The sequence below is a fragment of the Pseudoalteromonas sp. JB197 genome (genome assembly GCF_002332205.1).
GTDB lineage: Bacteria > Pseudomonadota > Gammaproteobacteria > Enterobacterales > Alteromonadaceae > Pseudoalteromonas > Pseudoalteromonas nigrifaciens.
The window spans coordinates 1,112,517-1,127,745 of the sequence record NZ_NRGZ01000001.1; the positions used below are offsets into that span (position 1 = coordinate 1,112,517).

A 15,229-nucleotide genomic window follows, 5' to 3' on the forward strand; every position below is an offset into this window, starting at 1 on the left:
AGAGGTTTATGCCTTTAACACGACTGCTAAGCATTATGATGCTCAGCTTTTTTATCACAGCTTTTTTATCACAGCTTGTGGTGGTGGCTCACTTGAAAAGGAGGGCAGTATAGGTGGAAATGGTGATACTTCTGGAAATGTAACAGAAAAAGCAACAATTGTTGCACTGAACTTTGAAGATAGAGTAATCACTGTTGATACACCACTTGAAGTTATTGCAACAGTTACAGATAGTAGTGGCTCCCCAGTAGTAAGACAAGAAGTGAGCTTCACAACGACTCTAGGTACATTTATTCCTTCTACAGGAAGTGCTTTAACCGACGCTAATAGTACTGCTGTTATAAAGCTCACAGCCGGAAATATCGAAGGTGCGGGGACAGTAATAGCCACTTATGCAGAAGGCTCGGATAAATTAGGGTTTTATACTATTGGAGATGAGCCGAAAAGCAGTGGTTCAAACGCTAATATAGTAATAAAAATATTGCAAAACTGCCCAGATGGGTGGTTGAATATTGATCGAGATACTTTTGAACTAGATCCAAATTCGTGTGTTGAAAATAATAATATTTTAAATCAACAAGCAATAATATATGCAAAAATAACAAGGCCTGATACTAATGAGCCTGCAAGTAACGTTTTAGTAAATGCAACAACATCGTTAGGTACCCTACTGCCAGAGAGCTTGACTGCAAAAACTGATTCTTTTGGGGTGGCGGTTTTAAACTTGTTATCAGGAAAAAGTTCAGGTGCTGGGCAAGTAGAATTAACATCGCAGGGTGGCAGTGCAATATCATTATTTGAAATAAATGCAGTACAGGTTGATGTAAATTTAACCGCAGGGATATTACCTGGCGATATATTATCGGCAGGTTCTACAACAATTATTACCGCTGAGGTTGTTGATAGTTCAGGTGCATTATTCACAACGCCGTTGGAAGTACAGTTCACCTCAGCTTGTTCTGAAGAAGCGACTCCTAAAGCAACAATTGATAAAATAGTTACAAGTATTGGCGGTAAGGCTACAGCAACGTACAAAGCAGATGGCTGTAATGGTGTGGACACTATCTCTGCAACGGTTGTAACTGGAGGCAATGTAGCAACGAAAACGATTAACATTAATGTTGCTGCTGCTAAAACAGGATCTATTTCATTTATTAATGCTTCCCACCAAGTACTTGCAATAAAGGGAATTGGCGGTCAGTCACTCACAGAAAACTCATTACTTACTTTTAAGTTACTAGATATTAATAGTAATCCAGTTGGTCAAAAACGTATAAATTTTGCTTTGTCGCAAAATTCAGGTGGCGCATCCTTAGATAACCTCTATCAGTTTACAAATAATGATGGTATTGCGACTGTCAATGTACGCTCAGGTAAATCAGCGGGGGTACTTTCTGTTATTGCATCTCATCAAGTTGAAAGTAGCACTATTTCAATAGTCTCTAATGATTTAACAGTTACTACAGGTATACCCGATCAGGATAGTTTTACGCTTGCTGTACAAACGTTTAATACGGAGTCCTTAAATCAAGCTGGCGTAATTGTTGATCTAACCGTTTATGCTGCTGATCACTTTAATAACTTTGTACCAGATAATACAGCTGTTTATTTAGCAAGCGAAGGTGGAGCAGTGGGTACAATTGATGGTGCTCAATTTAGTGACTTATTATTGTGTCGTACCATAGATGGCGTATGTACAGCACAATGGCGTAGTCAAAACCCAATACCTTATCATTATAGTATCTACAAAAATTCGGTTGCAGATAAATGTGACCGCTTTTTTGGAAAAGCAGCACCTTGTAGCTTAGGTATTAGAAAGTCGCAACTTGATTTAAATGGTAATTTAATTAGTTATCTTGATATTAAGAATGTTCCTTTAACGCTCGCAGATGCACCATTGCAAGCCCCAATTGATCACCCATTAGGTGGGCGTGTAAGCTTACTAGCATATGCAGTAGGCGAGGAATCATTTAATGATGTATCGGCAAATGGTGAATTTAATCAAGGTGAGTTTGATTCAACTTTACAGGATTTGCCCGAAGCATTTATCGATTTTAATGAAAATGGTATTTTTGATGGCAACGTATCAGCCCCTGCAGATCCAGTTGATTCAAATGGAGGGGAGAACGAGTGGTATGTTGAGCGCTCAGGTGCTTTAGATAATGGTAAATATGACGCCGGTGATTCAATATATAATGGTTTACTTTGTAGCGATAAAGCTTTAGCTGTGGGCGCTTGTACACGTGAAACTGTTAATGTACGAAGTCAGTCAGAACTAGTTATGTCTGGAAGTACTCCTTATATTAGAGCTGTGACAGCGTTAAACGATTGCACATTAACCGATGGTATTAGTTTAGAGCCTTCAGATATGGCAAATATGTGTGATATTAACCTTATTGATATTAGTGACTCAACACCTTACAGTGCAATTTCGATTACGATTTTCTTTAGTGATATTCATAATAACCCACTACCGGCAGGCACCAAAGTAACAGTAACGTCTGATAATGCAATATTGCGAGGGTTAACAGATTACACAGTTGTAAATACGGCGCAAAAGGTACCTAACTCAGTAACAGTAAATATAACGAAGGAGTCACAACCAAATGATGTTGACTCAGGATTTTTATATATTGAATTTGAAACCCCTGGGGGAGTTAAAACACAATATACTGTCATGTCTATTTTAGATGAACCTAAGCCTTAAAACGGTTTAATTATAAAAATGCCAACCATAAGGTTGGCATTTTTTGTTTCTATTCTATATATTCCCCATCAATTACTCTAAAAACACCTGTTTGTTTAAATTAAACGTAGAAATTGTTCGTTTATTCGCTTAAAACTGAAAAGTTTGTATTAAAAGCTTGTAACAATTAGTGTTTGTAGATATACCTATAAATATTCGTGCCGCTTATGTCGGCTAAACACATTTTAAAAAACTTGGTTAGAAATAGGCAACTATGGGCAAATCGCTAGTAATTGTAGAGTCACCTGCTAAGGCTAAAACAATTAATAAATATTTAGGTAATGACTTCATCGTAAAGTCCAGTATTGGACACGTGCGAGATTTACCTACTTCAGGTTCTGGAAAAAACAAAGTGCCAGCGACTAAAACGCCGGCTGAAGTGCGTAAATTACCACCTGAAGAGAAAGCAGCGTATAAAAAGCAACGAGACTATTCTAACTTAGTCGCGCGTATGGGCATTGACCCTGATAAAGGCTGGGAACCACATTACGAAATACTGCCAGGAAAAGAAAAGGTAGTACAAGAGCTTAAAAAGCTTGCCGAAAACGCTGACCAAATATATCTCGCAACGGATTTGGATAGAGAAGGGGAAGCAATTGCTTGGCACCTTCAAGAAATTATTGGCGGTGAACCTGCAAAATATAAGCGTGTGGTTTTTAACGAAATTACAAAAAACGCAATTCAGCAAGCATTCGAAACACCCGGTGAGCTTAATACCGATATGGTATATGCACAGCAAACACGTCGCTTTTTAGACCGTGTTGTTGGTTTTATGGTATCTCCCTTACTGTGGGCAAAAGTGGCACGTGGACTTTCGGCTGGACGTGTTCAATCGGTAGCAGTGCGCTTACTCGTTGAGCGTGAACGCGAAATTAAAGCGTTTATACCTGAAGAGTTTTGGGATATTCATGCTGACGTTAAAAATGCTGAGTCAGAGTTACGCTTAGAAGTAGCCAAACAAGCAGACAAGCCATTTAAGCCAGTAAATGAAGCTCAGGCAAGCGCAGCAGTTAAAAGCCTTGAGAATGCAGAATATAAAGTTATAAGCGTTGACGAAAAACCAAGTAAAAGTCGCCCAAGTGCGCCTTTAATCACCTCAACTATGCAACAAGCAGCCAGTACACGTTTAGGCTATGGCGTTAAAAAAACCATGATGCTAGCGCAGCGCTTGTACGAAGGCGGTTACATTACCTATATGCGTACCGACTCAACTAATCTGTCAAAAGATGCGGTTGCTATGTGTCGCGAATATGTAACAGAGCAATTTGGTGAAAAATACTTACCTAAAGATCCTATTAATTATAGCTCAAAAGGCAATGCACAAGAGGCGCATGAAGCAATTCGTCCATCTAGTGTAACTGTGCTTTCGGGGCATATTGAAGGGGTTGATGCCGATGCTAAAAAACTATATGAGCTAATTTGGCGTCAATTTGTAGCGTGCCAAATGGTACCTGCAGAATACGACTTAACGACATTAACGGTAGCAGCAAATGACTTCCAACTAAAAGCCAAAGGCCGTGTGCTACGCTTTGATGGTTGGACTAAAGTACAGCCTGCTATTCGTAAAAAGAACGAAGAAGATCAGTCTTTACCTGCAGTAACAGTAGGCGAAACATTAACGTTAATTGAACTTGACCCTAAGCAACACTTTACTAAACCGCCAGCGCGTTTTAGCGAAGCGAGTTTAGTAAAAGAGCTTGAAAAACGTGGTATTGGCCGCCCATCTACTTATGCATCTATTATTTCTACTATTCAAGATCGCGGTTATGTACGGGTTGAAAACCGTCGTTTCTTCGCTGAAAAAATGGGTGAAATAGTTACCGACCGCTTAGTAGAAAATTTTGAAGACTTAATGAACTTTGACTTTACTGCCAAAATGGAAGGTCGTTTAGATGATATCGCCGAAGGCAAGCGCATTTGGACCGAAGTACTCGATAAGTTTTATGCCGACTTTTCAACGCAATTAACTGTTGCGAAAGACGAGCCTGAAAATGGCGGAATGCGTCTTAATGAAATGGTCGAAACTGATATTGAATGTCCGACTTGTAGCCGTAAAATGGGTATCCGTACCGCATCTACTGGCGTGTTCTTAGGGTGTACTGGTTATAACTTGCCACCAAAAGAGCGTTGTACAACAACGATGAACTTAGTATCGGGCGATGAAGCAGTTGCCGCAGACAGTGCCGATGCAGAAGATCTTGAAACCGAAACATTAATGCAAATGAAACGTTGCCCAATTTGTGAAACGGCAATGGATTCATACCTAATCGACGAAACCCGTAAATTACATGTATGTGGTAATAACCCAGCATGTAGTGGCCATGTAGTTGAGCAGGGCACGTTTAAAATTAAAGGCTATGACGGGCCTCTTATTGAATGTGATAAGTGTGGCGCGGATATGGAATTAAAATCGGGACGTTTTGGTAAGTACTTTGGTTGTAATAACGATGAGTGTAAAAATACCCGTAAGTTACTTAAAAACGGCGAAGCTGCGCCGCCAAAAGAAGACCCTGTTCACATTACCGAATTAGAATGTGAAAAGTCAGATGCGTATTTTGTTTTACGTGATGGCGCTGCAGGTATTTTCTTGGCTGCAAATACCTTCCCTAAATCGCGCGAAACACGTGCGCCTAAGGTTGAAGAGTTACAACGCTTTAGAGACCGTATTTCACCTAAGTTTTATTACTTAGCCGATGCACCAGCACAAGATCCAGATGGAAACTTAGCTGTTGTACGCTACAGCCGTAAAAATAAAGAGCAGTATGTAATGACCGAAGTCGACGGTAAAGCGACCGGTTGGACTGCGCATTATGTTGCGGGTAAGTGGGTTGAAGAAGCGAAGAAAAAAGCAGCACCAAAAAAGAAAGCAGCTGCCAAAAAAGCGCCTGCTAAAACTAAGGCTAAAGCAAAAACTAAAAAAGATGATGAATAAATAATACTAGGGCCTGTTGACCTTTCAGGATTAAAATTTGTTCAATCTAGGGGCGATTAAATCGCGGCGCGAGGTTTGTAACCTAGTGGGCTAAGTAAAAACCGAACAACAAAGAGTTAATCGTCCCTAGAAAGAACCCAAAGGGCAGCGCATGTTTGGCATTTATGCTGCGTTATCGCCTATTTATGGGGAATAACCACACTGCATAGGCTCTGCTTTGCCTAAATACCAAACATACTGCTGCAAATTTAACCTCGAAAGATAAACAGGCCCTAATATAAGTATTTAATTTTTCTCTTTTTGAAAGCAATAAAAAACCGGAATACACTTTGAGTGTCGATTCCGGTTTTTTTATATCTAATTAAAAGTGTTCGCAACGGCTTTATTAGCAATAGACTTAATTAGACAATAAACTTAATTAAATTTTTACTGCAGAGACCTTTTTGTAGCCTTCAGATACAAGCTCATCATTCACGCACTTTAATACATAGCCATAAAGCTCTTCATTGCTTACGTCGTCATCTTTAGCCCAGTTAACACACATTTCTGTGTATTCTTTAACTGTTTCAGCTGAAGCGTCCGCCGCATCTTCTGCAACCACATTAAGTGCAGACAGTGCAAATAGAGGTGCTACGATTAATGCTAGCAATGCTTTGTTCATTTGTTTATTCCTAAAAAATGTTATGACAATTGTTATTTAAAACAAGTGTACCCAAGCCAGAACAACTCTGTTGGTATGCTGATTTTTAATCGAATTTGAAATAAAAGATAACGAAATATTTTTATCGTCAGGATAAGTAAGTTGAGTGTTAAACTTTAATGGTAATTAGGATCATACATGGACGAATCATCAAGCTCTAAGCCAACCAAAACAAATAAATAGAATCGATATTGGAGTGTTTTATATTCGTTAGCTACAAAAAGCCTGAGTTACTCTGAAGTGACCCCCAATAGTTGGATATTCCAATTACTGGGGGCTTTTTATATTAAATGACTTTTAGCTACATTGGGCGTAATAGCAGCCAAAACCATTCATTATTAGCTGGTTATTACTCAAAGTAGCATTGTGATGCGAAAGCGTGTCATACGCTTTAGTTATAGCTACCGGCAAACTCAATCTTGCTTGTTGCGCACTTAAATTAAATACACACAGCATTTTTTCATTATTAAGTGTTCTATAAAACGCCAGAATCGGTTCAGCCGTTTGGATAAACTCAATATCGCCTGTAATCATCACCGCTTGCGTTTTACGCCAAGCCATAAATTCACGGTACGCGTTTAAAATAGAGTTTTTATCGCTATTTTGCTCTGCTACCGATTGAGATTTGTGTGCTGTGTCTACAGGCAACCAAGGCTTATTTTCACTAAACCCAGCATAATCTACTTGCTCATTTTCCCAAGGTATTGGAGTTCTACAGCCATCACGTCCTTTAAAGTTAGGCCAAAATGTAATTCCGTAAGGGTCTTGTAAGTCTTCAAAGGCCACGTTTGCTTCGCCCAAACCTAGCTCTTCCCCTTGATACATACATACACTACCACGCAGTGAAGCGAGTAGGGCTGTAAGCATTTTACATTGGGCAGGGTTAATTTCGCCATTGTCGCTCCAACGGCTCGCAACACGTTCTACATCATGGTTACTAAACGCCCAGCAAGGCCAACCTTCAGTCATTTGCTGCTCAAGCGTTTGCACTGTTGTTCTAATGTATTCACTAGAGTAGTCATCAGTGAGTAATTCAAAGCTGTAGCCCATGTGTAGCTTATCGTCACCTTGGGTATACTGCGCCATGGTAGCGAGTGAATCTTCAGATGATATTTCACCCAATGAAACCGCACCTGGATACTTATTAAGTAAGGCACGAATATCTTGCATAAACTCGATGTTTTCTGGTTGGGTGTTGTTGTAATAGTGATACTGAAACGCGTACGGGTTATCTTCACTAAAACCGCGGCCTTGGCGCTTATCTTTTGGTTTTGCAGGATTGTCGCGTAATTGCGCATCGTGGTAGCAAAAGTTAATTGCATCGAGCCTAAAGCCATCTACACCTTTTTTCAGCCAAAATTCCACGTTATCAAGCACAGCTTGTCTAACATCTGGATTATGAAAGTTTAAATCGGGCTGCTCGGTAAAAAAGTTGTGTAAATAATACTGACCTCGGCGCGGCTCCCACTGCCATGCCGGGCCGCCAAAAATAGATAACCAATTATTAGGTGCTGTACCATCTTCTTTTGACTCAGCCCAAACATACCAATCAGACTTATCATTAGTGGTATTTTCGCGGCTATCTAAAAACCATTGATGTTGATCAGAGGTATGGCTGAGTACTTGGTCAATAATAATTTTAATATCGCGGGCATGCGCTTGTTCAATTAGCGCATCAAAATCGTTTAAATCACCAAATATTGGGTCAATATCTCGGTAGTCGCTAATATCGTAACCAAAGTCTTTCATTGGCGATTTAAAAAAAGGTGAAATCCAAATAGCATCAACACCTAAGCTTTTAATATAATCAATGCGATTAATTATCCCCTTTAAGTCACCAATACCATCATTGTTGCTATCTTGAAAGCTACGCGGATAAACCTGATAAATTACCGCACCTTTGTACCACTGCTGTTGGGTCATGCTTTTCTCCGTCATTGTACACCGTATTTCGATTACGCTAAATATGGTTTGTTAACTCACCATATAATATTTCTAAAAAGCATACGTGAAGCCCGTGATTCTGTAAAAATACTACATACGTATGCAGTAAAATACACACTTTTTAAGTATTAAAAAAATCACTAAAAACCAATTAAATATTTTAAATTAGCGAGAAAACAACCTTACCAATTAAGGTTTTTAAATTGATTTATAGGTTAATACTTATTTTAATCATTATTAACAATGGCTTGAGTTAATCGCCTCTATACTTCATTGGTCTTACCAATTGTACGCCCAACAATAAGCGTATACAGAGCAGGGATCAGCTTAAATATGGTTATTTTTATTCAGTTTAAATTTAACAACATGCTCCTTTTATTGATAAATATAATTACTTAACTAAATTTATTAAGAAATTAATGTAAAGTTATAAAAGCAATTAAAACAATTACTTATGGTATTTTAGGTTATTTTTGTGTTAATGTAATGTCAATGTGCAAGTGTTGAATACGTATGCATAAAGTTGTTAATAAAATGAAGAGAGCGTTAACATTAATCCTGACAACAAAATTAGCTCACTTTGTTTGACTATCACTCAAACAAAGCGGGTATCACATTATGGGTAACGGGAAAACATTATGGCTATGTTCAAACCAAGTATATTAACGCTAGCATTAACTGCTGCCGGACTATCAAGCTTTGCCACCACTGCGGCACAAGAAGAAACAATAAAAAATGATGATGTAGAAATTATTGAGGTAAAAGGTTTTCGCGGTAGTGTTGTTGAATCAATTAATACTAAGCGTTTTTCAACACAGGTTGTTGAGTCAATTTCTGCAGAAGACATTGGTAAACTTCCAGATACATCTATTGCTGAATCAATCGCGCGTTTGCCGGGTTTAACCGCGCAGCGTCTTGATGGCCGAGCAAGTCGTGTAAGTGTGCGTGGCTTTAGCGAAAATGAAAGTGCCACTACCTTTAATGGTCGCGAGCAAGTTTCTATTGGTGACAACCGTGGTGTTGAATTTGACCTGTACCCATCAGAAATAATGAGCGGTGTAACCGTTTATAAAACGCCTAATGCAAGTCTTGATGCAGAAGGTATTGCTGGTGTAATCGACATGCAAACCGTTAAGCCTTTAAGTAAAGGTGAGCGTGTGATCATGTTTAATGGCCAATTAGAGCAAACAGGTTTTGATAAATTAAACCCTGATGGCAACGACAGTGGTTACCGCGGCACAATTTCGTACATTGACCAGTTTGCAGATGACACCATAGGTGTTGCGTTTGCTTATAATAAAATGAGTTCACCAAACCAAGAAAAACGATGGAACTCATGGGGCTACCCTGAATTTGAAGCAGCTGGCGAGCAATATTCTATATTAGGTGGTGCAAAACCTTATGTGCGCTCATCAACACTTGAACGTGATTCAGCAATGTTTGTACTTGAAGCCGCACCAACTGATCGTTTAAACATGACGTTTGATGCGCTTTATGTTGATTTTTCAGATGAGAAGATATTACGTGGTATAGAAGTACCTTTTGCATGGGGCCAAGGCACAATAGATGCTTCAAGCGCTGAAATAGATGAGTCGTCTGGTTTTATCACCAGTGCAGTTACACAAGGGCAACGAGTTGTCGTTCGTAACGATTATGAAGAACGTAATGCTGAGCTAACGCAATTTGGTTTTAACACTAAATACGATATTAATGATTCATGGTCGTTAGAGTTTGATGCCAGTGTATCTGAAGTAAAACGTCAAATTTGGAGTATCGAAAGTTACTCTGGTACAGGGCGTGGCGATGCAAACGGCGTTGCTGATAACATAGGTTATGCCTTTGATGGTGGCAATACTGGCGCGCAATTTAGTCATGAATTAGATTACAGTGATTATGATCTTATTCAATTAGGCGGCCCGTTATCTTGGGGAGCGAGTTCAGCCCTTAACGACAAATATGGTTTAACGGGCACTGCTTATGAAAACACAGCACAAGACGGCTTTATTAACGCCCCAGAAATTAACGATGAACTACAAACACTAAAGCTTGCTGCAAGCAAAGCACTCGAAAATGAGTATTTTAGTAAAGTAAGCTTTGGTGTTTCATATCGGGATCGCGAAAAAAGTAAGTTGTCTGAAGGGTATTACATGACCTTAAAAGACTTCTCGCTTGCCAATCCAGGTATGTTGACTATTCCTGAGCAATACCGTGAAGGGTCTGCTAGCTTAGATTTTATTGGTATGGGTAACATGGTTGCCTACGATACAAACGGCTTAGTAAACGATGGCTACTACGATCTATTACAAGAAAGCCTTACAAACCAAAAACACAAAACGCAATCTTGGACTGTTCAAGAAGAAGTAATTGCAGTATTTGCACAGCTAGATATTAACGCAGAAATTGGCTCAATTCCGGTAACGGGTAATATTGGTGCGCGTTATGTACAAACAGATCAATCATCACAAGGCTCTGCTGCTAATACAGTTAATGGCTTAGTGGTTGTAACGCCTACCGATGTTAGCCATGACTATAGCCACTTTTTACCAAGCATAAACTTATCGTTTGCAATTGATGAAGAGCAAACAATACGTTTTGGTGCAGCAAAAACAATTTCGCGCGCACGTCTTGATGAAATGAATGCATCAATAAATGCCACTTACAGCCAAACACAACCAGACGATAACGGTAATTTTTGGAGCATTTCGGGTGGTAATCCAAAGCTTGAGCCTAAAGAAGCGACAGGCTTTGACCTAAGCTACGAAAACTATTTTGATGCAGAAGGTTACTTTGCTGCAGCATTCTTCTACAAAGATATTACGCAATGGATTTTTGATGGTACCTATGATGTAGATATGACAGGTGTTGCAGACCCATCTACAGGTGAAATTCCAGCTACGTCTACCGGCACAGGCTCAGGTAAAGTAAATGGCGGTGAAGGCGACCTTTGGGGTTATGAGCTATCTTTATCATTACCATTTAGCGTATTTCATCCAAGCCTAGAAGGTTTTGGTTTAATTGCTAGCCATACAGGTGTAGAGCAAGACTTGAGTGATCAAAATGGTAACGAATATGAGTTACCAGGCTTATCAGACCAAATCGACAGCTTAACCTTTTATTATGAGCACAGCGGTTTTCAAGCACGTACCAGTATGCGCAAACGTAGTGACTTTAAAGGTGACGTATATGGTTTAGGCTTTGAAACCACTCAAGTTGATATCAAAGGCGAAACAATTTGGGATGCACAATTAGGTTATGACTTTAGCGAAGGCGGTTTTGATAGCTTAGCTGGCTTAAGTGTTACCTTCCAAGTGCAAAATATTACCGAAGAACCTTTTGTATCGCTGCAAGGCGATAACGACCTACAAATACGTGACTACCAAGATTATGGCCGTACATTTTTACTAGGCTTTAGTTATAAACTCTAGTTTTATTTAGCGTTGAAAAGCCCTTGTGATTTGCTTTACAAGGGCTTTTTTATATCACATTCAATACTGGTTTATTCAACAACCATGGTGAAAACTAAATGAATAATAAAATAACAAATGTGGTAATTGCCGGTGGGGGCACTGCAGGCTGGATCACGGCAGCCTTATTAAATAAAGTATTGGGTAACGTGATCAACATCACCTTAGTTGAGTCTGATCAAATAGGGACTATTGGCGTAGGAGAGGCGAGCATTCCGCCAATTTCGCATTTAAATGGCGCGTTGGGCATAAATGAACATGAGTTTATTAATGCCACTCAAGCAACGATTAAATTAGGCATTGAGTTTGAAAACTGGCGCGAGCAAAATCATAAATACATGCATGCCTTTGGCAGCATAGGTAAAGATTTTCCGTTTTGTGAGTTTCATCACTTTTGGCTAAAAGCAAAACAGCAAAACTACGCCCCCGACTTGTGGGATTTTTCTGTTAACTACCAAGCGGCAAAAGCAGGTAAATTCGCCCATTTACGTAATTTGCCTAATACCCAATTACCAGGGTTACATTATGCTTATCATTTTGACGCAACCTTATATGCCAAACTGTTAAAAAAACTTGCGCAGCAGCGCGGTGTTAAACGTGTAGAAGGTAAAATAAAAAGCGTGCAGCAGTGTCAGCAGTCAGGTGATATACAAGCATTAACACTTGAGAGTGGCTCAGTAATTAAGGGCGACTTATTTATTGACTGCACTGGGCTAAGTGCATTATTAATTGAAAAAACCTTAAATACAGGCTTTGAAGACTGGTCGCATTGGCTACCTTGCGACAGCGCAGTAGCAGTGCAAAGTGAATCAGCGAATGAGCCAGTACCTTATACTCGCTCTATTGCCCAAAATGCTGGTTGGCAATGGCAAATACCTTTACAGCACAGAGTTGGTAACGGCTTAGTGTTCTCGAGCCGCTATTTAACAGATGATGAAGTAAAGCAGCAATTACTCGCTAATTTGCCCGGCAAAGCAATAACAGAGCCGCGGGTGATCCGTTTTAAAACGGGGCGCCGACGCTTACAATGGCATAAAAATGTAGTTGCTATTGGACTCTCAAGTGGGTTTTTAGAGCCGTTAGAGTCAACCAGTATTCATTTAATTCAAACAGCGGCTATTCGATTAATTAAGTTGTTTCCGCATAATGGGATTAAACACTCGCAAGTAACTACATATAACCTGCAAAGTAAAACCGAAATAGAACGCATACGCGACTTTATAATTTTACATTATAAGCTTACCACCCGCACAGATAGCGCATTTGGGCGTCAATGTCAGCAAATGAGTATTCCCGAAACTCTGCAACAAAAAATAACCTTGTTCAAGCAAACAGGCAAGCTCACTCGAGAAGACGACGAACTTTTTTCCGAGCCAGCGTGGCAGCAAGTAATGATAGGTCAGGGGCTTGAAGCAGATGATTATCACCCATTAGGCAACGCCCTAACTGATGAGCCGCTGCTCGCATTATTTTCTGATTTAAAAGCTTTGATTAACCACACGGTTGAACAACTCCCTTCCCATAGTGAATTTTTATCTAGGATGAAAAATAATTAAATGAAAAAGCTAATTAAAGCACTGTTTGCTACAACATTGTTTACTGCAATACCATTTACTGCAACAAAGGCACAGGCCATGTCTGTATCGCCACAAAATTGGTGGGTTGGCATGCAAAATGAGGCATTGCAAGTTATGTTGCATGAGCCAAACATTGCTAAACAACAGTGGCAATTAATCCCCTACAATGGGGTTAAGTTAATCAGTATTAGCAAAACAGATAACCCTAATTATGCGTTTTTAAACCTAAAAATAACGCCGCAAGCAAAGCCTGGTGACTTAGTGTTTACCAGCCCAACGGGTGAGCGCTTTGAATACCCGTTACATACTCGCAGCAGCAACAGTGCCAAGCGTAAAGGCTTTAACAGCCAAGATACCCTTTATTTAATTAACCCAGACCGTTTTGTAAATGGCGATAGCAGTAACGACACCGCAGCAGGCATGTTAGAGGCCGCTGATCCAAAAAGTAAAGGCGGGCGCCACGGTGGCGACTTACAAGGGGTGATCAATGCACTTCCATATTTAAATGATTTAGGGGTAACTCAATTGTGGTTAACCCCAGCGCTTGAAAACAATATGCCAAGCTACTCTTACCATGGTTATGCTATTACTGACTTTTATAATATAGATCCCCGTATGGGCAGTAATGAACTCTACCAAGAGCTGTCAAATAAAGCGCAGCAACAGGGGATTGGTTTAGTGATGGATTTTGTACTTAATCACTTTGGCTCTGAGCATGTGTGGATGAATGACAAGCCAACGTCTGATTGGATTAATTTTAATGGTGAGTTTGCCAATGGTAAACATGCCACTAGTCATGCAAGGCAAACCATTCAAGACCCTCACGCCAGCCAGTTCGATAAACGTCAATTTAGCGATGGCTGGTTTGTAGAAACCATGCCCGATTTAAACCAGCGTCAACCTTTGTTGGCAACCTACCTAATTCAAAACACCATTTGGTGGATTGAGTATGCAAATTTAAGCGGTATTCGAGTAGATACATATTCATACTCAGACAAAGCTTTTTTAGCCAATTGGACCAAAGCAATTATGAGCGAATACCCAGCGTTTAATATTGTTGGTGAAGAGTGGACTACCAATCCAGCAATTGCATCGTATTGGCAAGCGGGCAAAAATAACAGCGACGGTTATACTTCAAGTTTACCCAGTGTGATGGACTTTTCGCTGCAAGAGGCGCTCATTCAAGCTTTAAACGAAGATGAAAGCTGGAACACAGGTTGGGTTAAAGTATACCAATCACTTGCCAATGATTTTTTATACCCTAATCCAAATAACCTTTTAGTATTTGCCGATAACCACGATATGAGCCGTGTTTATACTGAGCTAAAGCAAAATCTAAATAAAACCAAAATGGCGATGACCATGCTGCTTACCACCCGCGGTATTGCACAAATGTATTATGGCACCGAAGTATTACTCGATAACACAGGCAGTAATGACCACGGCGATATTCGTATTGATTTTCCGGGCGGCTTTGCTGGGCAAACAGTTAATGCCTTTACAGGTAAAGGGCTCACAAATGCACAGCGTGATATGCACCAAACCCTACGTACGTTACTTAATTTTAGAAAGCAAAGCCCTGCATTAGGTTATGGCAAGCTAACGCATTTTAGTCCACATCAAGGTATTTACAGTTATGCACGTATAGCCGATGAGCAAATAGTGTTGGTATTTTTGAATAAAAATAAGCAGGCTAAAAATTGGTCATTAGAGTATATGCAAGAGGTGCTTAAGCTGCATACAACAGCAACAAACTTGTTTACTAAGCAGCAAATTAATTTAACTGATGCAATAACATTAGCACCCATGAGCGCCACAGTATTAGTGATAGAGTAAATTGCTTAACTGAATACGTATGCAGCGACT

General features: G+C 39.8%; 7 protein-coding genes. 5 read left to right on the forward strand and 2 right to left on the reverse strand.

The window, feature by feature from the left end:
• The first annotated feature begins 262 nt into the window (after window positions 1-262).
• Both CIK86_RS05365 and topA read left to right on the forward strand, forming a co-directional pair.
• Entirely contained in the window at window positions 263-2,707 is a 2,445-nt protein-coding gene (locus CIK86_RS05365) for a hypothetical protein (RefSeq protein ID WP_254910714.1), read from the forward strand.
• Window positions 2,708-2,960: 253 nt separating this feature from the next.
• Window positions 2,961-5,678, forward strand: coding sequence for a type I DNA topoisomerase (gene topA, locus CIK86_RS05370; RefSeq protein ID WP_086994334.1), 2,718 nt, complete (start codon window positions 2,961-2,963; stop codon window positions 5,676-5,678).
• A gap of 418 nt (window positions 5,679-6,096) precedes the next feature.
• Here the strand turns inward: topA and CIK86_RS05375 are convergent, their stop codons facing one another.
• Both CIK86_RS05375 and CIK86_RS05380 read right to left on the reverse strand, forming a co-directional pair.
• Window positions 6,097-6,339, reverse strand: coding sequence for a hypothetical protein (locus tag CIK86_RS05375; protein ID WP_011328030.1), 243 nt, complete (start codon window positions 6,337-6,339; stop codon window positions 6,097-6,099).
• 336 nt (window positions 6,340-6,675) lie between these two features.
• Entirely contained in the window at window positions 6,676-8,301 is a 1,626-nt protein-coding gene (locus tag CIK86_RS05380) for an alpha-glucosidase family protein (RefSeq protein WP_086995322.1), read from the reverse strand.
• A gap of 659 nt (window positions 8,302-8,960) precedes the next feature.
• On the opposite strand from CIK86_RS05380, the gene CIK86_RS05385 reads away from it, so the two are divergent.
• The 3 genes from CIK86_RS05385 to CIK86_RS05395 all read left to right on the forward strand — a co-directional run bounded on the left by CIK86_RS05385 (window position 8,961) and on the right by CIK86_RS05395 (window position 15,199).
• Entirely contained in the window at window positions 8,961-11,747 is a 2,787-nt protein-coding gene (locus CIK86_RS05385; protein WP_086995325.1) for a TonB-dependent receptor, read from the forward strand.
• A 98-nt stretch (window positions 11,748-11,845) separates the two neighbouring features.
• Complete coding sequence (locus CIK86_RS05390; protein ID WP_086995328.1) at window positions 11,846-13,342, forward strand: tryptophan halogenase family protein; 1,497 nt, start codon at window positions 11,846-11,848, stop codon at window positions 13,340-13,342.
• The gene (locus tag CIK86_RS05395; RefSeq protein ID WP_089368199.1) at window positions 13,343-15,199 is read left to right on the forward strand and encodes a glycoside hydrolase family 13 protein; all 1,857 of its coding nucleotides are present in this window, start codon (window positions 13,343-13,345) and stop codon (window positions 15,197-15,199) included. It begins immediately after the preceding gene.
• The last annotated feature ends 30 nt before the right edge of the window (window positions 15,200-15,229 follow it).

Excerpts from the sequence above, each read along its gene's own strand:
- topA (WP_086994334.1), top strand. The coding sequence starts at position 2,961 with ATGGGCAAATCGCTAGTAATTGTAGAGTCACCTGCTAAGGCTAAAACA.
- CIK86_RS05375 (WP_011328030.1), bottom strand. The coding sequence starts at position 6,339 with ATGAACAAAGCATTGCTAGCATTAATCGTAGCACCTCTATTTGCACTG.
- CIK86_RS05385 (WP_086995325.1), top strand. The coding sequence starts at position 8,961 with ATGGCTATGTTCAAACCAAGTATATTAACGCTAGCATTAACTGCTGCC.
- CIK86_RS05395 (WP_089368199.1), top strand. The coding sequence starts at position 13,343 with ATGAAAAAGCTAATTAAAGCACTGTTTGCTACAACATTGTTTACTGCA.
- CIK86_RS05390 (WP_086995328.1), top strand. The coding sequence starts at position 11,846 with ATGAATAATAAAATAACAAATGTGGTAATTGCCGGTGGGGGCACTGCA.
- CIK86_RS05380 (WP_086995322.1), bottom strand. The coding sequence starts at position 8,301 with ATGACCCAACAGCAGTGGTACAAAGGTGCGGTAATTTATCAGGTTTAT.